This is a genomic window from Sanguibacter sp. Z6_81 (assembly GCF_057180625.1).
Genome location: NZ_JBXUFV010000001.1, coordinates 81752 through 102388 on the forward strand (window position 1 = coordinate 81752; position 20637 = coordinate 102388).

16 protein-coding genes and 1 tRNA gene are annotated in these 20637 nt (G+C 71.1%); 6 read left to right on the plus strand and 11 right to left on the minus strand.

Annotated features, from left to right (window positions below):
• Nucleotides 1-46 precede the first annotated feature (46 nt).
• On the minus strand, nucleotides 47-1369 hold the full coding sequence (locus AC2AXK_RS00370) for a hypothetical protein (RefSeq protein ID WP_484343349.1): 1323 nt from the start codon (nucleotides 1367-1369) through the stop codon (nucleotides 47-49).
• A gap of 36 nt (nucleotides 1370-1405) precedes the next feature.
• A complete protein-coding gene (locus AC2AXK_RS00375; RefSeq protein WP_484343350.1) occupies nucleotides 1406-1975 on the minus strand; it encodes an RNA polymerase sigma factor in 570 nt (189 codons plus the stop codon).
• Between the two features lie 220 nt (nucleotides 1976-2195).
• Here AC2AXK_RS00375 and AC2AXK_RS00380 point away from each other — a divergent pair, with 220 nt between their 5' ends.
• Nucleotides 2196-3374: an MFS transporter gene (locus tag AC2AXK_RS00380; RefSeq protein ID WP_484344227.1), complete on the plus strand. Its 1179-nt coding sequence runs from the start codon at nucleotides 2196-2198 to the stop codon at nucleotides 3372-3374.
• Between the two features lie 30 nt (nucleotides 3375-3404).
• On the opposite strand, the gene AC2AXK_RS00385 is transcribed toward AC2AXK_RS00380, so the two are convergent.
• Nucleotides 3405-3698, minus strand: coding sequence for a hypothetical protein (locus AC2AXK_RS00385; protein WP_484343351.1), 294 nt, complete (start codon nucleotides 3696-3698; stop codon nucleotides 3405-3407).
• Between the two features lie 179 nt (nucleotides 3699-3877).
• Between AC2AXK_RS00385 and AC2AXK_RS00390 the strand changes: the two genes are divergently transcribed.
• Nucleotides 3878-4858, plus strand: a complete 981-nt coding sequence (locus tag AC2AXK_RS00390) for a TIGR03557 family F420-dependent LLM class oxidoreductase (protein ID WP_484343352.1) — start codon at nucleotides 3878-3880, stop codon at nucleotides 4856-4858.
• A 31-nt stretch (nucleotides 4859-4889) separates the two neighbouring features.
• On the opposite strand, the gene AC2AXK_RS00395 is transcribed toward AC2AXK_RS00390, so the two are convergent.
• From AC2AXK_RS00395 to AC2AXK_RS00405, 3 genes are read right to left on the minus strand one after another with little or no spacing between them, the layout of a single operon-like run.
• The gene (locus tag AC2AXK_RS00395) at nucleotides 4890-7175 is read right to left on the minus strand and encodes a GNAT family N-acetyltransferase (RefSeq protein ID WP_484343353.1); all 2286 of its coding nucleotides are present in this window, start codon (nucleotides 7173-7175) and stop codon (nucleotides 4890-4892) included.
• Nucleotides 7172-8071 carry a hypothetical protein gene (locus tag AC2AXK_RS00400; RefSeq protein WP_484343354.1) on the minus strand — a complete coding sequence of 300 codons (900 nt, stop codon included), beginning with the start codon at nucleotides 8069-8071 and terminating at the stop codon, nucleotides 7172-7174. The genes AC2AXK_RS00395 and AC2AXK_RS00400 overlap by 4 nt, the downstream gene beginning before the upstream one ends.
• On the minus strand, nucleotides 8071-9780 hold the full coding sequence (locus tag AC2AXK_RS00405) for a phenylacetate--CoA ligase family protein (RefSeq protein WP_484343355.1): 1710 nt from the start codon (nucleotides 9778-9780) through the stop codon (nucleotides 8071-8073). The genes AC2AXK_RS00400 and AC2AXK_RS00405 overlap by 1 nt, the downstream gene beginning before the upstream one ends.
• Nucleotides 9781-9879: 99 nt before the next feature.
• Here AC2AXK_RS00405 and AC2AXK_RS00410 point away from each other — a divergent pair, with 99 nt between their 5' ends.
• From AC2AXK_RS00410 to dapA, 4 genes are all read left to right on the plus strand, one after another.
• Nucleotides 9880-10944, plus strand: a complete 1065-nt coding sequence (locus AC2AXK_RS00410) for a LacI family DNA-binding transcriptional regulator (protein ID WP_484343356.1) — start codon at nucleotides 9880-9882, stop codon at nucleotides 10942-10944.
• A gap of 125 nt (nucleotides 10945-11069) precedes the next feature.
• Complete coding sequence (locus tag AC2AXK_RS00415; RefSeq protein ID WP_484343357.1) at nucleotides 11070-15035, plus strand: glycoside hydrolase; 3966 nt, start codon at nucleotides 11070-11072, stop codon at nucleotides 15033-15035.
• A gap of 151 nt (nucleotides 15036-15186) precedes the next feature.
• A complete protein-coding gene (locus tag AC2AXK_RS00420; protein ID WP_484343358.1) occupies nucleotides 15187-15696 on the plus strand; it encodes a mycothiol transferase in 510 nt (169 codons plus the stop codon).
• 128 nt (nucleotides 15697-15824) lie between these two features.
• The gene (gene dapA, locus AC2AXK_RS00425; RefSeq protein ID WP_484343359.1) at nucleotides 15825-16721 is read left to right on the plus strand and encodes a 4-hydroxy-tetrahydrodipicolinate synthase; all 897 of its coding nucleotides are present in this window, start codon (nucleotides 15825-15827) and stop codon (nucleotides 16719-16721) included.
• 58 nt (nucleotides 16722-16779) lie between these two features.
• Here dapA and AC2AXK_RS00430 read toward each other — a convergent pair whose 3' ends face one another.
• The 5 genes from AC2AXK_RS00430 to AC2AXK_RS00450 form a co-directional block, all read right to left on the minus strand.
• Nucleotides 16780-17352, minus strand: coding sequence for a hypothetical protein (locus tag AC2AXK_RS00430; protein ID WP_484343360.1), 573 nt, complete (start codon nucleotides 17350-17352; stop codon nucleotides 16780-16782).
• A 179-nt stretch (nucleotides 17353-17531) separates the two neighbouring features.
• Nucleotides 17532-18098, minus strand: a complete 567-nt coding sequence (locus AC2AXK_RS00435; RefSeq protein WP_484343361.1) for a hypothetical protein — start codon at nucleotides 18096-18098, stop codon at nucleotides 17532-17534.
• On the minus strand, nucleotides 18098-18232 hold the full coding sequence (locus AC2AXK_RS00440; protein ID WP_484343362.1) for a hypothetical protein: 135 nt from the start codon (nucleotides 18230-18232) through the stop codon (nucleotides 18098-18100). Before AC2AXK_RS00440 ends, AC2AXK_RS00435 begins: the two co-directional genes overlap by 1 nt.
• A gap of 554 nt (nucleotides 18233-18786) precedes the next feature.
• Nucleotides 18787-18859: transfer RNA gene (locus AC2AXK_RS00445), tRNA-Thr, on the minus strand.
• A 112-nt stretch (nucleotides 18860-18971) separates the two neighbouring features.
• Nucleotides 18972-20618, minus strand: a complete 1647-nt coding sequence (locus AC2AXK_RS00450) for an alpha/beta hydrolase (RefSeq protein WP_484343363.1) — start codon at nucleotides 20616-20618, stop codon at nucleotides 18972-18974.
• Nucleotides 20619-20637 lie beyond the last annotated feature (19 nt).

A 20637-nucleotide genomic window follows, 5' to 3' on the forward strand; every position in this document is an offset into this window, starting at 1 on the left:
CGGGAGCCCTGAAGGAGCGCCGGCTCTCCCCACCGAGCGGGTCGCGTCAGCGGACCGACGAGAAGTCGAGGTGCGCGTCCGCGACCGCGACGACGGTCCACGAGCTGCCGTCGTCCGAGGTCAGCTCGTAGCTCGGAAGCAGCACGCTCGCCCCGTCCGGCATCGTGTGCATGCCGAGCGTGAGGGTCGCACCCGTGATGGTCACGAGGTCGACCGGCCACGCGAACGTCCCACCCGGTGCCGGCGGCACGGGGGGCGTTGCAGGAGCACCGTCCTCGAGCGGCTCCGGCCCGACGAGCGTGCTGCTCGACGCCGAACCGTCGGCCGGCTCGACCATCCCGCCCACGTCGTTGCGTGCGTACGCGGTGATGCCGCCCGCGCCGAAGCGCGGGTCGCCCAGGCGTGCGACGGCGTCCTGCCGGCTCACGAGGTCGTACTCACCGAGGTCCACCGGGGTGGCGAGCTGGCCGTAGGCGGAGGCGATCCCGTCTGCGGTGACCATGACCTCCCAGGTGAGGGGGGTCTGCTGCCCGTCGACGAGCCGGACGGCCCGGACGACGGTGGCGGCAATGTCGTAGCCGGCGTCGACGCTGATCTCGTACCCCGCCGGGTCGACGCCGAGCGTGGTCATGAGGTCGACGAGCTCCGCCGTCGCGACATCGTCGGGCGGGGCGGCCGACGCACCCTCCGCCCACGGGTCGAGGGTCGTGTCGGTGAAGGAGAACGACCCGAGGGAGTCGGCGGTGAGGTCGACGAACGCCCCGGTCCAGTCCGCGGGTCCGACGTGCCACTGGCCGTAGAGCGGTGTCGGGGTGTCGGTCAGCCCGAACGCCGCGGCGACACGCGCCGCCGCCTCCGCGGAGGAGAGCGCCTGGCCGTCGAACGCCCATGCGCGAGCGGACGCTGCCTGCGTGGACAGCCCTGCCGAGTCGAACACGGTGCGGCCGCCGTACCAGGCCATGTCCGCCATGCTTGCTCCCGCGTCCGGGCCGGCGAGATGCCGCTCGTCCGCGGCCCCCGGCTGCGCTGCTCCGGACGCGATCTCGTCCTCCGGTCCTGGCTGCTCGGGGCTCTGCTCGCCTGCAGCGACTGTCGGCTCGGCTTCCTGGTTCCCCACCGCGTAGCCACCGAGACCGATCGCGAGCACACCGGCCGACGCCGCGGCGACCTGCAACCACCGGGCCGGACGCCGACGTCCGGTGAGTGGCACGACAGCCGCGGGAGCGTGCTCGGACGCATCGATGCGTGCCCGGACGCGCGCGAGGTCAGGGTCGACGTCGCGCGCGGGGTCGGCGCCCGCCAACCGGTCGAAGGCGCTCTCCTCCCCGGGCGTCACGGGGCGGGACGCGGCTGGGTCGGTGCTGCTCATGAGAACCTCCGGGGTGTCAGGTGGGGTGGGTGTCCACTACCGGGTCTGTGTCGTCACGCCGTGCGGTCTTGCTGCTGGCGGCGCCACGTCCACGCGAGGCTCGTCGTCGACCGGTGCCCGCCATGCGTCCTCCAGCCGGCTGCGTGCCCGCGACAGGGCCGCGTCGGCCCCGCCCCGCGAGATCCCGAGCGCGCCCGCGAGCTCTTCACCCCGCAGCCCCTCCCACGCAGCGAGGAGGAGGATCTGCTGGTCACGCGGGCGGAGGGTCGCGAACGCCCTGCGGACGTCGAGGTCCTCGATGACCACGTGCTCCGTGACCTCCGGCGCCGCCTCCTCCGGGACCTCCTCGACCGGCACGGGCCGACCCTTGCGGTGATGGTTCGCCACGACGAACCCCGCCGTCCGGTAGAGCCACTGCAGCTCGAATCCCTCGGGCACCTCCTCGCGTCGGCGCCAGGCGACGACGAACACGTCGGCCGTGAGGTCGTCGGCGTCGTCGCGGGCCGCACGGCGGACGACGAACCGGAAGACGGCTCCTGCGTGCGCGCGGAAGAGGTCGTCGAACCACGCCTTCTCCCTGGCCGGCGTCCCGGTGCTCAGCGTCATCGTCGGCTCCCCGCATCGGTGGCTGCCGGGGCAACCAGGAGCACGCCGAGGGCCATTCCTCGTCGTGCTGCATCTCACGTCGTGTCACTGCTCTGTGTGCCGGGCACGCCCGATCTTGCACCCGCCCGGTGGCGTACCCTGACGAGTCGTCGTCGCCCTGGAAGGACCCATCATTCCTGACCGTTCCCGGGCGCTGCGCAGCCCCGCAGCGGCGGGCCTGCTGCTCGCCGCCGTCCTCGTCTACGCGCTCAACCTCCGTGGACCGTTCGTGGCGCTCGCGCCCATCGTCGACGAGGTCGCCCGCGGGCTCGACGTCACCCGCGAGACCGTCGGGCTCCTCACCGGCATCCCGGTGCTGTGCTTCGCGCTCGTCGCCCCGTTGGCGTCCCTCCTGGCGGGCAGGGTGGGGCTCGAGAAGGCGATCTCGTTGTCGTTGGCCGTCGTGTTCCTCGGGACCGTCGTGCGTTCCTCCGGCGGGTTCGGGACGGCCGTCGCGGGCACGATCCTCATCGGTGCCGCCATCACCGTGGGGAACATCTGCGTGCCGGCCCTCGTGCGGCGCGACTTCCCGCAGTCGGCGGGCATCGTCACCGGCCTGTACACGGCAGCCCTCAATCTCGGCTGCGTCCTGACCACGCTCCTCACCGCGCCGCTCGCCGATGCGCTGGGGTGGCGCTGGGCTCTCGCGTCGTGGGCGACGCTCATGGTCGTCGCCGCTCTCGTGTGGCGGCGGGCGACCGCCGGCCGCCCTGTCACGACCGTCCCGCTCCTCGCGGGAGCCCTCCCGGGCACGGCGCCCTCCGTGGCGACGTGGCGCAGGCCCGTCGCGTGGTTCCTCACCCTGGCCTTCTGCGGACAGTCGTTCTCGTACTACTCCATGACGACCTGGCTCCCGTCGGTCCTGGCGGACCTGCGGGACATGACAGCGGGCGGGGCAGGGGGCGCCGCATCGCTCTTCCAGCTCGGAGGGGTCGTCGGCGGGGTGGGGGTCCCGCTGCTCGTCGCCCGCCGCGTCTCGTTGCGTGCCGTGTTCGCCACGATGTCCGCCCTGTGGCTCACGCTCCCGCTGGGACTCCTCCTCGCCCCCGGCCTCTGGCCGGTGTGGGCGTTCGCGGCGGGGATCTCTCAGGGCGGGAACTTCACCGTGATCTTCACGCTGATCGTCCACCACAGCCGGGGACAGACGGAGGCACGGCGGATGTCGGCGATGGTGCAGACCATCGGCTACTCGGCGGCGGCTGCGGGACCGTTCGCCCTCGGGGCGGTGCACACAGCGTCAGGTGGCTGGACGGTCCCGCTGCTCGTGGTGCTCGGTGCGCTCGTGCTCATGACCACGGCCGGCCTCCTCGCGGCGTCGGTGCCACGAGCAGCCGCGCCGCAGGGGGCGGCGCCAGCCTGAGTCCCGCCGGCTGTTCGACGGGAGCCCAGGTCAGAGCGGGTTGACGTCGGTGACCGCGATCTTGCTCACCTTGATGCCGCCACCCTGCTTCATGACGTCCTCGAGGGTCGACACGAAGGCGCCGAGCTCCTTCTTGGACGGGGCGAGCGCCTCGACGTTGACCCGGACGCGGACGGCCGGCTCCTTGGCGGAGGTGTCCCGGGAGGCGTCGACGAACCGCCCCTGGTCGCCGAACCCCGACTGGGCCTTGAGCTTGAGGCGGTTGAGCACCCGCTGGACATTGTCCTCGGGCGTGGTGATTCGGAACGTGACAGTCGATTGCATATCCGAAATTTTACTCTCTCCGCCACCGGAGGCCGACCCATCCACAGACTTTCGCCCTCCCCTTCACCCTCCATCGGGTTACTACGGTGTAAACCCGACATTTCCCCTACGTGTTGTTGACCGGAGGGCCGCGTCTTCCCGCGGATGCGAGCGGCGACGACGGCGGTGACGATCGTGGGATGACACGATTCGGATACACCCTCATGACCGAGCAGTCCGGCCCGAAGGCACTCGTCGAGTACGGCGTGGCGGCCGAGCGCGTGGGCTTCGACTTCGAGGTGTCGAGCGACCACTACTCGCCCTGGCTCGCCGCGCAGGGGCACGGGGCGTACGCATGGAGCGTGCTCGGAGCAGTCGCCCACGCCACCGAGCGCGTGGAGCTCATGACCTTCGTCACCTGCCCGACCATGCGGTACCACCCGGCGGTCGTCGCCCAGAAGGCTGCGACGCTCGGCCTCCTGTCCGACGGACGGTTCCTGCTCGGGCTCGGCTCGGGCGAGAACCTCAACGAGCACGTCGTCGGGGAGCGCTGGCCCGCGGTGGACGAGCGCCACGAGATGCTCGTCGAGGCGCTGCACATCATCTCCGACCTCTTCACCGGGAAGGTCACGGACTTCCGCGGAGCGCACTTCCAGGTGGACTCCGCCCGCGTCTGGGACGTGCCCGAGACCCCCGTGGAGATCGGCGTCGCCGTGTCGGGCGAGAAGTCCGTCGCCGCGTTCGCGCCGATCGCCGACCACCTCATCACCACGGAGCCGGACGCCGACCTGCTCGCGCGCTGGGACGCGGTGCGGAGGGAGGAGTCGCTGCCAGCGTCCCGGAAGATCGCCCAGATCCCGGTGTGCTGGGACCCGGACCGCGACGCCGCCGTGGCCCGCGCGCACGAGCAGTTCCGCTGGTCCGGGCTCGGCTGGGGCGCCAACGCCAACCTCCCGACGCCCGAGGCGTTCGCCGGTGCTACGGCGTTCGTCCGCCCGGAGGACGTCGCCGCGTCCGTCCCGTGCGGACCGGACCTCGACGCGATCGTCGAGGCCGCGCTGCCCTACCTCGAGGCCGGTTTCACCGACATCGCCGTCGTCCAGGTGGGCGACGAGGGCCAGCAGCGGTTCCTCGACGAGGCAGCAGGTCCCCTGCTGGAGAAGCTGCGCGCAGCCGCGTGACGCTGCCAGACGGCCCGCGGGACGCCACGGCCTAGGGGTCGACGAGCCGCGGGGACCGGGCGACCGTCCCCTGCGCACCGCCGGCGCTGAAGACCGCGAGCGGGACCTCGTGCGTACCGAGCGCCAGCCCCTGGACGAGGCCGTGCCGCGCGTCGGGCGAGTCGATGACCTCGGAGTGGGGCGAGACGACGACCCCGGAGCGGTGGCCGTGCAGCCAGAGCCGCTGGAGCGCCCGACCCACCTCGAGGACCGCTGCGGGAGGCAGGCCCAGGTCGGGCTTTCCCGGCACAGCTGCATCGCGCTCTTCCGGCAGCAGGGACCGGTCGGCGACGAGGACGAGGTGGTGCGGCGCCACCGCGCGGCGCCTGCCCGCCCAGCGTCTGCCCACCCAGCGTCTGCCCACCCAGCGTCTGCCCGGTCGGCCCTCGTCGAGCCCGGAGGGAGACCCGGGCCTGCTGCGCAGGAGGACCTCGGCCCCGCGCGCGACCAACGAGGTGGCGGCGAGCGCCGGCCCGCGCAGCACGCCGCGGGTGACCGGTGCGAGCGCCCGGGCGAGCGGTGCGGGGATCCCGAGCATGACGTCAGTCATCCCGTCCCGGCGGTACCCGGGGTGCGTGGGGCTCAGCCGGAGCCAGGCCAGCAGCTCCGCAGCGACGTCACGGTGCGCTGCGGTGTACGCGAACCCGCGCGCCACGAGGCGTCGCATCGTCGCGTCGTCGACCTCGCGCAGGGCGAGCCAGTCCGGCAGGGCGGCCCCGGTCCGGGCGCCGTCGCCCCAGATCTCGGGACCGCGGCCGAGGGTGCCGCGGTGCACGCGGCGGTCGCGGACGTCGTCGGGCGTGAAGCGCGTGGCGGGCACGTCGGACGTCACCCGGGGAACGACGTCGAGCTCGAGGACCGGCCCGGCGGACGCTGCGTGCGCGCTGGCCAGGGCCGGCTGCGGGCGGACGGCGAGCGTCCACCCGTCGTCGGCGACGACGACGGCGAGCGACTCGGTCCACGCCCCGAGCCCGAGGAGGAGGTCGCGGCCCGTCGGGTCGCCCGCCGGGAGCGTCCGGCCCGGCGCGACGGCGACCTCCACGGTGCTCCCCACGACGCGGGGCAGCCACGGCTGGGCGTTGTGCGCGGACGGGGCACGGCCCGCCGCGCGGAGGTATCGGTCGAGGTCCGCGCGGCTCGGCGCACCGGACCTGACCGTGGCCGCGTCGTGCGGGCCGGGTTCCCGGACGGGACGGCGATAGAAGGTGTACCCGTGCAGCTCTTGCCCGCCGACCCGCTCGAACTGGCGCGCGGACGCCGGGTTGTCCCGCCCGACGTAGGTGCTGCGCAGGCGCGCGTACCCGCCCTCGGCGAGGTTCGCGTGGAGCTGCCGGGTGAGCAGGGTGAGCAGGCCACGGCCCTGGTGGTCCGGGTCCGTGCCCTGGACGATGAGGATCGCGTCCTTCCGGTACCTGCCACGGGTGGCCAGGAGCTCGAGCTGGCGCACCCACGACAGGCGCCCTCCGACGTGCTGCACGAACGGCGTGATGTCCGGGACGACGAGCACGAACGCGAGCGCGTCGCCGGTCGCGGCATCGCGAGCGAGCAGCAAGAGCTTCTCGTCGAGCAGGAACGACAGGCCGTCCGTCGCGGCCGCCATCTCCTCGGCGGTGATCTGCGTGTAGTAGGGCAGCTGGGCGAAGGACCGGTTGAGCAGCGCGCGCAGCTCGGGGACGAGCGCCCGCACACGCGAGCGCCGCCCGTACTCCAGCTCGACGCCCGCAGCCGACCACTCGGCCGCGGTGGGTGGCTCGACCGGTGCGTCAGCCGGGACGTCGACGACCCACGTGTCGGCCTCGCCCCAGCGGACGAACCCGAGCGACTCGTACACGCCCGGCACCCAGTCCGGGTTCCACGCGGAGTCCACGAAGCCGCGGTCGGCGAAGCCCGAGGTGATGACACCGCCTGCCTGGTTGGGCAGCAGGGACACCGGGCCGAAGAGCTGGTCGTAGCCGGCCGCGCGCCGCTCGAGCTCGTCGAGGAGCGCGCGGGCCGCGGCCTCGTCGGCGAACTCCGTCGCCCCGAACAGCAGCGACCGCGCCCCGAGGCGGGCGTCGAGGCGGGGGTCCGTGTGCACGGTCGTCCGGCCGACGACGGTCCCGGAGTCGTCCCGGACGAGCAGCAGGTGCACCGGACCGGGGTGCGGGCTGGTGCCGCGCCACCACGACTCGACGGTGGCGGCGAGCAGCGGGACGGCGAGGTTCTGGGGGTGCAGGCGCCGGGGCAGGTCGCAGAACTCCTGGAGGTCGGCCCGGGAGACGACGGGCGTGACCCTCACGCGACGTCGCCGAGCTGGCGGGGCGGTCCGTCGGCGAGGTGGATGCGGATGAACCCGCCGTTGCCGTTGCGCGTTCCGCGCACGATCCACTCCATGAGGCGGCGGTGCTCGGGGAACCGGGCGAACGCCAGGAGGTCGTCGCGCGTGTCGAAGAACGCGAGGGTGCCGAGGGTGAACGGCGCCTGCCAGTAGATCGTGTGCCACACGAACCCGGGCATCCGCTGCATCTTGGCGACCATGGGGAACCACTCCTGGGACTGGATCGCCCACGAGTGCAGGCCGCGGTACCGGGTCGCACCGATGAAGGTGGCGCCACCGTCCGCAGGGGTCCGCACGGCTCCAGCCGCCACGGACAGAGCTGTGCCGCCAGCGTCGACCTCTCGCGCGCGGCTAGGACGGGGGCGGGCACGCCCCAGCACCGCGCGTGCCTGGTCCCGGTAGAACCGGATCGTGCTGGGACCGGTCGGCAGGTCCGACGCCGTCGCCGGCCCACGACTCCCCACGACGAGCGGTGGCGTCCGGCCAGCACGCTCCTCCCGGTCGAGCGCGGCGAAGCGGTCGTTGACCGCCATCGTCGGCCCCTCCGCTCGCCACACGCCGTTGGTGTAGCCCTGCTCCTGCGCCTCGAGGACGCGGATGCGCGCGGGCGCGAGGTGGGCTGCTCCCGCGAGGAACGCCTCGACGTCAGCGCGCGTAGCGAAGTAGCCGAGCACCGCCCGGACCGTCCCGGGACCGCGACCGACGCGGACGGCGCGGTCCCACCGGTGCCCGCCGGCACGCCGCACGGCGGTACGGACCGCCCGCTGCCACTCCCGCGAGCCACCGGCACGCTCGACGACGACCATGGCATCGGCCCGGCCCTGGACGGGAGCCCGCGAGAAGTCGGTGGTGAACATCAGGCCACCGTGCCGGTCTCCCGCGCCGTGCCGGACTCCCGCTCCGGGCCGGTCACGTGCGCCTCCCGGGCGGGCGCGTCCGGGTCACCGCCCCGGTCGTCGGCATCGACGAGGTAGACGTTCTTAATCTTCTGCTGCCCGCCGACGAACGGCCCGCACCGGTAGTCGTGCACCTCGACGCGCACGTCGGAGGCCGTCGGGTCCTCCTCGAGCGACTGCTTGATGTCCCTCGAGACGGTCGCCAGGTGCGTGAGGACCCCGGCGGCGGAAAGGCGGGCAAGCTCGCCGCGGTCGTCGGCGTCGAGCACGGCGCCAGCGCGGAGCTCGAGGTGGATGACGGGGCGCTGCTCGTGCTCGCCGATCTCCACGAGCGACAGCTTGAACGACTCGATCGCGGCAGCGTGCGGGTTGTCGAGGTAGAGGCCGTTCTCGACGTCGAGCGGGTAGAGGTTGGCACCCATGTAGGAGATCGTCGAGTCCTTGCGGCCGAACAGCAGGACGAACGGGAGCTTCATGCGCTGCACCGCGAACGCGCGCTCGAACGCGAACGTCAGGCGGGACTGCCCACCGCCCGCCTGCCGGCACACAGCCTCGCGCATCTCGTCGAAGGACAAGATCCGCGCCTCGTCACCGATGTTGTAGCGGAGCTTGGGGCTCATGATGTCGGCGGAGTTGAGGGTGACGAGGAGCTCGCCGTCGTCCGTCGTCTCGAGGTAGGTCTCGAGCGGGTTGTACTGGAAGATCATCGGCGTGCGGCTCTCGTCGTCGCCCAGGACCTCACGGCGCAGCGCGGCGTTGCTCACCAGGGCGCGGCGCAGGAACACCGAGAGGTCGCTCTCCCCCGCCATACCGATGGTGAGGTCGGAGGCGCCGTAGCCGGAGTACACGCGACCGAACCGCTCCTCGAGGTAGTCGCGCAGCCCCTCGGTGAGAGCTTCTCCACCGACGAACCCGTTGAGGTCGTAGGAGTCCCAGTCGAGGCCCTCCGCGTCGAGGCGGTCCCGCAGGTGCTTGAGGAACGGCGGGTACGCGCACACGAGGTAGACGTAGCCGGGACCGAAATGGCGCAGCGTGTCGACGATCTTGTCGATGTCCGGGCCGGTGTTCTTCACCATCCCGATCTTCGACATCGCGATGCCCGTGTTCGTCCCCGTCGCCCACGCCCCCATCGAGAACGCGTTGATGGCGAAGAGCTTCTTCGTGCCGAACAGCAGGGTGATGTACCCCGCGACGTTCTTGTGCACGGTGTTGAGCTCACGCTTGGAACGCATCCAGTTGTACGGCGTGCCGGACGACCCGCTCGACTCGTCGACGACCGTCCCGATCGTCTCGATGCGCCCGTCCCAGCACCGCGCCGCCTCCGGGTACCGGTCGACGTAGTCCGCCTTCGAGGTGGGCCGGTAGTTGGTGAGGTCCCACCAGCGGAACCGGAAACCGTCCTCCTCGATGTAGCGCCGGTACGCGGGCACGTCGAGGTAGGCGTGCTGGCAGATCATCCACGCGTTGAGCCGCGCGAACCGCTCCATCGCCGGGTGGTAGTTGCGCGCCGTGAACCGCCACAGCGCCGGGTGGACCCGGTACAGGCGGTAGACGACCGTGACGGCGAAGGTCGCCAGCCGCAGGGCGGCCTGGCGCAGGGCGCTCGTGCGGGGGCGCTCGTCGGGCTGCGCGAGCGGGGCGGGCCGGCCGGGGTTCGCTGAGGTGGTCACTCGCGGCACACTAGCCAGGAACGGCCCGTGCCGACAGGGCAGGACGCTCGTTCGACATGGGGAGAACACCCCGCTATCGCCCGCAACTATCATCGGTCCATGAGCTCTGGAGGCGACCAGCAGGCCGCCGCGCGCCCGGTCCGCCGCGGTCGCCCGCGGTCGGGACCCTCGATGGCCGACGTCGCGGCGCTCGCCGGGGTGTCCTCCCAGACGGTGTCGCGGGTCTCGACGGGCTCGCAGACCGTCAAGCCCGACACCCGCCGTCGGGTGCTCGCGGCCATGGAGGAGCTCGGCTACTCACCCAACTCGGCGGCACGCGCCCTGCGGTACGCCCACTTCGACGCGATCGGCGTCATCGCGCACCGGCTCGCGCGCACGGGTGAGTCCCGGACGTTCGAGGCCGTCGTGGACGCGGCGCGGCGCGAGGGCAACACCGTGAGCCTCGTCGACGTGCAGAGCCCGTCGTCGGACGACATGAGCGCCGCGGTCGCCCGGCTCACCCACCAGGCGATCGACGGGCTCATCATCATCCGTGCGGAGACCGGGAGTCCGGAGACCCTGTCCCTGCCGGCGAGGATGCCGGTCGTCGTCTCCGACTCCCGGTTCGTCGGTCGCCATCCCGCGGTGGCCACCGACCAGACCGAGGGCACGCGCGCTGCCGTGCAGCACCTCCTCGACCTCGGTCACCGCACGGTGCACCACCTGGCGGGGCCTGCGGACTCCTACCCGGCGCAGATGCGCCTCGAGGCCTGGCGGGCATGCCTCGCGGACGCAGGGCGGCCCGTGCCGGAGCCGTACCTCGGGGACTGGTCCGCGACGTCCGGGTACCACCAGGGCCTGCGCATCGCCCGCGACCCGGGGATCACGGCGGTGTTCAGCGCGAACGACGAGATGGCCGTCGGGCTGTGCCGCGCGCTGCACGAGAACGACCTGGCGGTGCCGGACCAGATCTCCGTCGTCGGGTTCGACGACATCCCGTTGGCCGAGTACCTGTGGCCCCCGCTGACGACCGTCTCCCAGGACTTCACGCAGATCGGCGCGACTCTCGTCCAGCTCCTGCTCGAGCAGATCCGGTCCGGCGAGGTCCTCACCGGCACGCGCCGGCTCGTGCCCGTGGAGCTCGTGGTGCGCGCGAGCACCGCACCTCCGCGACCGCGCGCCTGAGCGGGTCGTCCAGCAACCACGGCGCGACTGACCCTTGACAATGTTTACGTAAACATCAGAGGATCCTCAGGAGCCCTCCGCACGCGACGAGGGTGAACGTCCCATCCAATGGCGGAAGGTTGACAATGAACGACCCCCAATCCTGGCGACGGAGGACCACGGCTGCCGGCGCAGTCGTCGCACTCTGCGCGACAGGTGTCCTCACCCAGATCCCCCGGGCCCCCGAGGCCTCCGCAGCACCCGCGCTCCCCGCACCTGTCGTCGTCACCCCGAACCCGGCCTACGCCGGTCCGGAGTTCGAGGGCTGGGGCACGAGCCTCGTCTGGTTCGCCAACGCGACCGGCGACTACCCCGAGGAGATCCGCGAGGAGCTCTACCAGCTCGTGTTCGGCGAGGAGGGCCTCAACCTCAACGTCGCGCGCTACAACATCGGTGGCGGCAACGCGAGCGACGTCCCCGACTACCTGCGCCCCGGTGGTGCGGTCGAGGGCTGGTGGGCACCTGACCTCGACGCGTCCGACGGCGTGACCTCGAACTACGACGACCGCGCCGCCTACCTCGACTCCTGGGACGCCGAGGACCCGGCCTCGTACAACTGGGACGCCGACGCCACGCAACGCTGGTGGGTCGAGAAGCTCGCCGAGAGCAAGGACGACATGGTCTGGGAGGCCTTCAGCAACTCCCCGCCCTACTTCATGACGACCTCCGGCTTCGTCACCGGGTCCATGGACAAGCGCTCGGACCAGCTCCTCGCGACCGGTGACGCCCCGCAGAAGTTCGTCTCCTACCTCACGAACGTCACGGAGCACATCGAGGACGAGTACGGCATCGAGTTCAAGACCGTCGACCCGTTCAACGAGCCGTGCAACGGCTACTGGGGCACCCCCGCGCTCGGCCCCGACGGCTGGCCCGTCGGCGGCGGCACCACGCAGGAGGGGGCGCAGATCTGCCCCGGGCCTGACGCCAACGACCAGCAGAACGTCATCAACCTCCTCGCCGAGCGCCTCGAGACCTCGACGACCGACGCGATCATCTCCGCGAACGACGAGACCAACCCCGCCCAGTTCGTCAACGCGTGGCGGCAGTACGACGCGCAGACCCGCGCGAACGTCGGACAGATCAACGTCCACACGTACGGCACCAACGGGCGCCTCCAGGCCCGCGATATCGCGAAGACCGCAGGCAAGGACCTGTGGATGAGCGAGGTCGGTGGAGACTTCGTCGGCACCGGCTTCGACCCCGTCACCATCACCGGCGGCCTCGGCATGGCGCAGCGCATGACGGACGACCTCCGCGAGCTCGAGCCCACCGCCTGGGTGTTCTGGCAGGAGGTCGAGGACTACTACAACATGGAGAAGGTGGAGAACCTCAACTGGGGTTCCGTCTTCATCGACTTCGACTGCAACGAGCCCGGCATGGTCGGGTACTCCGAGCGTCGTCTCGCGGACGCCGGGTGGACCGAGGGCGAGCCCATGCCGGCCGAGGCCGAGTGCAAGATCGTCACGAACTCGAAGTACAACACCGCGCGCAACTACACGCAGTTCATCCGCCCCGGTGACCACGTCATCCCGACGAACAACAACCAGTCGACGGCTGCGGTCAAGGCAGACGACTCGGGCGCGACCGTCGTGCACATCAACGACACCACCGCCGCGCGCTCGCTGACGCTCGACCTGTCGAAGTTCGCGACCATCGCCCCCGGTGCGACCGTCACCCCGGTCGTCACGACCGAGGACCCGAGAGTCGAGGACGCCGGGACGAACGCTCTCGTCGAGGGCACGCCCGTCGCGATCCCCGCTGGCGCCACCTCTGTCACGCTCGACGTCCCGGCCAGGTCTGTGACGACGTTCGTCATCGACGGCGTCTCCGGTGTCGCCGAGGACGCGTTCCCCGTCGAGGACGGCGGTTCCTACCAGCTCGTCGGCACCGGCTCCGGCCGCGCACTGACGGCCGGCGCGGACACGCTCACCATCAACGACCTCGCCACGACCAGCGACGCGGTCGCCGGTCAGATGTGGACGTTCCACGAGGTCCCGCAGATCGAGGGCAACCACGAGCGCCGGTTCGTCCTCACGACGACCGACGGTCGCGTCCTCGCCGCCACCGCGGCAGGCACCGACTACCGCACCATGAGCGTCGCGGACGCCATGGCCGACCCCGAGGCGTGGTGGACGTTCAACACCACCGACGGCGCGACCTGGTCGCTCGTCAACGGCTCGCTCGCCCTGGCGCTCGAGATCGGTGGACAGGCCACGGCCGACGGATCCCCCGTCGGCGTCTACGGCTCCAGCGGCGGTGCGCACCAGCGCTGGACCGTCCGTGACACCGCGATCGTCTCGGTGCCCGACGTCCCGGTGAGCACCATCGCCGGTGTCGAGCCGACCCTGCCGTCCGCCGTCGTGCCGCAGTACCGGCACGGCGCCGGTGTGGCCGCCCCCGTCACCTGGGACACGGTCGACCCGGCCGTGTGGGACACCACCGGTTCCGTGACCGTCCTCGGTCAGGGCACCGACGTGTTCGGCAACACCTTCGAGGCTCGGGCGATCGTCGACGTCGGCGGCTTCGTGTCGAGCGACCCGGTCTCCCTCACGACGTACGTGGGGATCACGCTGGAGTCCGTGGTCGACGCCGCGCCCGAGGTCGTCCCCGCCCAGATCGGGGCGTCGAGCCAGCGGTTCGACGCGACCGTCGAGTGGGACTTCACCGGTCTCACGGACGACTCGTTCGCGGACGTCGGGGTCGTCACGATCCCGGGTTCTGCGGCATCGAACGACCCGGCCGGCGACCCCGTGCCGGCGACCCTCTCGGTGATCGTCACCCCGGTGACCGACGTGAACATCGCACCCGAGGTCTCGGGCGCCGTCGCGTCGTCGACCGAGGGCACGTACGGCATCGACCGCACGTACAACCTCGCCCTGTCCGACAAGGGCTGGTCGAACTGGGTCTCCGCCAACAAGCCCACCACGAGCACCCTGACGTACACGTTCGCCGAACCGCGCGACATCAACAGCGTGCGGACGCACTTCTACAAGGACGGCACCACGTCCTGGGCGCAGACCATGACCGTCGACTACCTCGACGGCACGGAGTGGGTGTCGGTCCCCGACCCCGCGCTCACCGTCGACGCACCGGCGGACGGCTCCGCGCCGATCGTCGACATCGACCTCGGGGTCACGACGACGAGCGTGCGCGTGACGCTCAACGCGTTCCCGAACACCCACATGATCGTCTCCGAGGTGGAGATCTTCGCCGACGGACCGTCCGTCGCCGAGGTCGCCGACCTCGCGGCGCTGCGGGTCGACGGCGTCGCCCTCGAGGGCTTCACCGGTGACGTGACCGACTACGCGGTGACCGTCGATGGTTCCCGCTACCCGGTCATCAGCGCGGTCCCCGTCGACTCCGACGCCACCGTGGAGATCACGCAGGCGAGCGACGAGACCGCCGGCCCGGCCACCCTCACGGTGACCGCGGCCGACCGCGCGACGACCCGCACCTACACGGTGGACGTCACCCGACGCGCCGTCGTGTCGGCAGTCGCCATCACCGGTGACGTGCGCGAGGGGCAGACGGTGACGGCCACGACCGTGACCGACCCCGCCGACGCGGACGTCAGCTACGTGTGGACGCTCACGGACCCGACCGCGGACGTCGCTGCGGCGGCCGTCGTGTCGGAGACGGACAGCTACGCGGTGACTGCGGCCGACGTGGGCAAGGAGCTCACGGTCACCGCCGTCGCGACCGCGGCCGGGTTCGAGGACTCTGTCGCCGTGGCGAGCGCACCTGTCGTCGTGCAGGCCGCTCCGGTCATCCCCGAGCCGACGAACCCGGTCGACCCGGGCACGCCGGGCGGACCGACGGACCCGGGCGCCCCCGGCACCCCGACGGACCCGGCACAGCCCGGCGGGCCGTCGGCCCCGGCCGGACCTGGTTCGGGTTCCGGGACCGGCAACGGCTCCGGCGGGACGACGGCCGACGACGGCTGGCTCGCCACCACCGGCAGCCAGGTGATCCCGGTCGCCCTGCTGGCACTGCTCCTCGTCGGAGCCGGCGCGGCACTCCTGGCGCACCACCGCCGCATCAGCGAGGGCTGACCCCAGCCCCTGGCACACGATGACGAGACAGGCCGTCCCCTCACGAGGGGGACGGCCTGTTCCCGTTGCGCCCGCTCCTGCCTGTGCCAGTGTGGACGGGACGAGCCCGGCGACGTGTCGTCCTCGCCAGCACCCGACGACGGAGGCACCCGTGAACGCTCTCGACATCCTCACCGACGGCTTCACCCGCGTGCGGGACAGCCTGCTGCACGCTGCGCACGACCTGTCCCCCGAGCAGCTCGAGACCCGCATCGAGGAGGGCGCCAACACGATCGGGTGGCTCCTGTGGCACACGTCCCGCGTCCAGGACGCGCAGATGGCTGATCTCGCCGGCTCCGCGGAGGTCTGGACGTCAGCCGGCTGGGCGGACAGCTTCGGCCTGGCACTCGACCCGTCCGACACGGGCTACGGCCACATTCCCGAGCAGGTCGCCGCTGTCCGGGGCGTCACGGCGGACCAGCTCGTCGAGTACCACGAGGCCACCCTCGCGCGGACCCGCGAGATCCTCGACGAGCTGAGCGAGGGCGACCTCGACCGTGTGGTCGACCGCTCCTACGACCCACCCGTCACCCTCGCCGTGCGACTCGTGAGCATCCTCGCCGACGACCTCGAGCACGTCGGCCAGGCGGCATACGTCCGCGGGCTGATCGAACGGCGCTGACCGTCACGAAACGGGGCACCCGTTGGTGAATGCGCAGCCACACCCGCTCTGGCGGGTTATGTCCGCGTATCCTCGGGTGCCATGAGGATCGCTGGCGAGCTGTCTGCTACGCACGAAGGAAGGTCGCCATGAGCGCCGGCACGAACTCTCCCCGAGGCGTCCTCCTGCCGATCGTCACCCCCTTCGTGGACGACGCGCTCGATCACGCATCCCTGACGCGCCTCCTCGACCGGTACGCCTCCTCGGGGATCGGTGGCCTCGTGCTCGCCGGCACCACCGGAGAGTCACCCGTGCTCGCCGGCCATGAGGTCGACGACCTCGTCCGCCTCGTGGCGGACCACGTGAGCGGTGCGCTCCCCATCTACCTCGGCATCGCCGGGAACGACACCCGTTCGGTCGCGCGGCAGGTCGAGGCTCACGCCTCTCTCCCTGTCGACGGGTATCTCGTCACCGCGCCCTACTACAACCGACCGTCGCAGTCCGGGCTCGCGGCGCACTTCGGCGCGGTGTGCGAGGCCACCGACCGGCCGGTCATCGTCTACAACATCCCGTATCGCACGGGCGTCAACGTCGAGAACACGACTCTCCTGGCGTTGGCGGACCAGCACGCCAACATCGTCGGGGTCAAGGACTCGTCCGGGGACACGAAGCAGAGCTTCGAGCTCATCCGTGAGGGCGCGGGCCGTCTGGCTGTCCTGACCGGCGAGGACCACATGTTCTACGCGTGCGTCGCGCTCGGTGGCGCTGGCGGGATACTCGCCGCGGCGCACGTCGTCCCAGAACGGTTCGTCTCGGTGTTCACCGGGCTCACCTCAGGCCGCCGGGACGAGGCGCTCGCCACGTGGAACGAGCTGGCCCCATGGATTCCGCTCCTCTTCGGCGAACCCAACCCGGTCCCGCTCAAAGCCTGGCTCGCCGAGCAGGGTCTCATCTCCTCGCCCGAGTGCCGTTACCCGCTGACCCCGGCCACGCCCAGGCTGCTCGCATCGCTGCGCGCACAGCTGCCGCTGGACCCGGTGGGCTGAGCCGACGGGCAGCGTCCGGGCGATCCCCGGCACCGACGTGTCGTCAGAAGGACTACACCTAGCCCAGTGCGACCTCGATACCGGCGCTCGCAGCCGGAGCCTCTTCGTCACCGCATGCCCACGGCAGCATCGACACCAGCAGTGCCTCGGCGTCTGCCCGACGGTCCCTGCCCTCGACGTCACCGTCGAGTCTCACAGAGGTCTTCCACCCGTCGCACACCCATACGGCCGTGTGCGAGTCCGACTCGGTCGAGTACTGGAAACCTGCCCCCGGTGCGTCGGCTTTCAGCGGATCCGCCCCACGCTCCTCCAAGTCCATGAGCACAAACTCATCACCGGTGATCCCCTCACGCGCTGACCTGGTGCGCTCATGGTGGACTATCAGGTACTTTGATTCGCTCTCGGCCTCGAGAAAGCACAAGAAGTCCCGCTCCCCGCTCCAATCGGCCGTCACCGTGGTGTTCACGATCTCGTCGGCGAGCGCGAGCTCGACGCTGACCAGGGATACCCCGTCACAGACGAACGGGGCCTCAGCCACGGGTGGGATCGGGCTCGTATCGGGGTTCGTGCATCCCGCGATCCCGAGCACGAGCACCGTCGAGAGCCAGACCAGGGCGCGCCTCCCGCTCATCACTCCGCCCGTCCTTCCGCCCCGTCCCGCTCATCACCGGCGGAACCTCATGTCATCGTCTCTCGCGTCGCGCGTGCGACCGCGCCAGGGAATGTCCGGCGGGCCGACCATATCGGGACATCCCCGAACCGCACACATGGGGAGAAGTCCACCCCGACCGGGAACCGGCGCGACGAGCCCTAGTCCTCGACCCGCTCCACGGTCGCGACCGGGGCCTCCTCGTCACCGCAGGCCCACGGCAACATCGACACCAGCAGCGCCTCGGCATCCGCTCGACCGTCCCGGCCCTTCACGTCCCCGTCGAGGCCGACCGTTGTCTTCCAGCCGTCGCACACCCATACGGCGGTGTACGAGTCCGACTCGGTCGAATACTGGAAACCTGCCCCCGGTGCGTCCGCTTCCAGCGGATCAGCCCCCCGCTCCTCCCAGTACATGAGCACAAGCTCATCACCGGTGATCCCCTCACGCGCCGACCTGGTGACTTCGTGCTGAACTATCAGGAACTTCGACGTCTTGCCGGTCTTGAGAAGACACAAGAAGTCCCGCTCCCCGCTCCAATCAGCCGTCACCGTGGTGTCCACGATCTCATCGCCGAGAGCGAGCTCGACGCCGTCCAGGGATACCCCGTCACAGACGAACGGGGCCTCAGCCACAGGTGGGATCGGGCTCGTATCGGGGCTCGCGCATCCCGCGAGCCCGAACACGAGCACCGTCGAGAGCCAGACCAGGGCGCGCCTCCCGCTCATCACTCCGCCCCCTCCCCCTGCCCCTTCTCGAACCCCGCGAACGAGGCACCGACGAGCTCCACCGCCTTCGAGGGCACGGGGTCGTTGGCGTCGACCTCGTCGTCCTCGGCGTTGTGCACATCCGTGCAGACCACGTCCTGAGCGCGCGCTTTCAGCAGGTTCGGCCGCATGTCGACACCAGGGCGCACAGGGTTCTCTCCGGCTGTCATTGCGGGCATTCGCACGCCGATGGGCGTCTGGTGCCAGAGTGTCACCCGTCGCAAGTTCCCGCACTGGGCACAAGTCCCCATGCGTCCCGTCGCTGCGTGCCGGGTCCCCCCGACGACCCACGATGTCCCGAGACCCGCGTGGATATCGGCGTTCGTCTACCAGGCCGGGTCGATCCCGGGAATCTCCCGGTCCCACGCATCTGGAGCAGGCTCAACGCACATGCGCGGCAGGATCGACGTCATGGTCAGGTCCCCGAGCCACCGACACCGCCGCACGCGTCACCCTACGGCGGCGACCCCTGGGGGCATTTCGCCTGCCGAACTGCCCCCAGCTGTTCGCGCCGCACCGCTCCGGACAGCCCCGTCCAACCGCCTCAAACACACGAGTGCCCCACAGTGCCCCCAGAATCGGCCCGTTCCCGGGCAAGAAGAAACCCCGCCTCACTGCGTTTCCGCAGGTGAGACGGGGTTTCCGTGTGAGCCGCCTATCAGAATCGAACTGATGACCTTCTCATTACGAGTGAGACGCTCTACCGACTGAGCTAAGGCGGCCGGTCGTCACGCGGACTGCGGCGTGCGCCGCGGACCTGTGTGAAGAACCGCGCTCACTCTACATAGCCGGAGGCCCAGTCACCAAAGCGGGTGCCGGACGCGCGTGCTGGGCTCAGCAGACGAGCCCGTCCGGCGGGACGATGTCGTCGACGAAGTACTCGTCCACGGCGTTGAGGATGCAGTCGTTCGACATGCCGTACGCCGTGTGGCCCTCCCCCTCGTAGGTGACGAGGACGGCGGACTCGAGCTGGTCCGCGAGACCCTGGGCCCACACGTACGGGGTGGCCGGGTCGTTCGTCGTCCCGATGACGACGATGGGCGCTGCACCGGGGGCGGAGAGGTCGAAGTCCTGCACGACCGCCGGGAACGGCCAGGTCGCGCAGGTGAGGCCTCCGTACCCGAAGAACGACCCCATGGTGGGGGCGGCCGCCGTGATCTCGGCGGCCTCGGCGTCCATCGTCGCCCGGTCGGTGGACCCGCGGGAGTCGAGGCAGTTGATCGCTCGGAAGGCCTCCCCCTGGTTGTCCGCGTACGTGCCGTCGTCGTTGCGACCGTTGTAGTCGTCCGCGCTGTCGAGCAGCTCGGACCCGTCACCGGCGAACGCGGACTCGAGGGCGGTCGTGAGCGTCCCCCACAGCTGCTGCGAGTACAGCGGCTGGGCGATCCCGTAGAAGCCCGCCGTCTGCGTGAGCTCCCGCCCGTCCGGGTCGTCGGTGGGCAGCGGTGACGTGAGCAGTCCGTCGAGGAACGCCTGGATCTGCGCCATGCCCTCGTCGACCGTCCCCTTCACCGGGCAGCCCGCGTCCGTCTGGCAGTCCTCGACGTACGCACGCAGCGCGTTCTCGAACCCCACCGCCTGCTGCAGGCTCTGCTCGTGCGGCGTCAGACGCAGGTCGATGGCCCCGTCGAGAACCATCTTCCCGACCTTCTCGGGGTAGAGGCCGGCGTACGTCGCCCCCAGCTGCGTGCCGTAGGAGTACCCGAGGTAGTTGAGCTGGGGGTCTCCGACGACGTACCGGATGACGTCCATGTCCCGTGCGGCGCTCTGCGTGTCGACCTCACCGAGGATGACGCCCGTGTTGGCGAGGCACTTCTCGCCGAACTCCGTGGCGTCGGCCTCGATCTCGGCGAGGCCCGCGTCGTCGAGCGGGTAGGTCTTGGCGTTCGCCTCGTCCTTCTCCTCGTCCGTCAGGCACGTCACCGGGTTCGAGTCACCCACCCCGCGGGGGTCGAAGCCCAGGACGTCGTAGTTGTCGATGAGCGGCGCGCCCCAGATGAGCGGCACGTAGGTGACGAACTCCACCCCCGACCCTCCGGGGCCGCCCGGATTGAGCAGGACCGTGCCCATGGGGTCGTTCGTGGAGAGGTGGCGCTTCGCAGCGAGGGGGAAGGACCCGGCGGACGGGTTGTCCCAGTCGATCGGCACGGTGATGTCCGCGCACTCGAAGCTGCCGCACTTCTCCCACGCGACGTCCTGCTCGTAGAACGGCAGAAGATCGTCCGGGATGTCCTCGTCCGGCCGCGGGCGGTCGCGCGGGTCGTCGGCGCTCGGTTCGTCCGTGGGCTCGGCGGTGACCTCGATGTTCGTCCGCGACTTCGGTGCCGGGTCTGAGCCGCACGCGGCGAGCAGGAGCGACGCGCCCGCGACGGCGGCCATGACCTGCATGGCGCGCGTACGCCCGCCGACCCCGGACCGGGGTGACCCGCGCCCCACGGATGCGTCGTCGGGTGGCGTCAGGGCGTTCTCGGGTCGGGTCACAGGTCAAAACTAACGAATG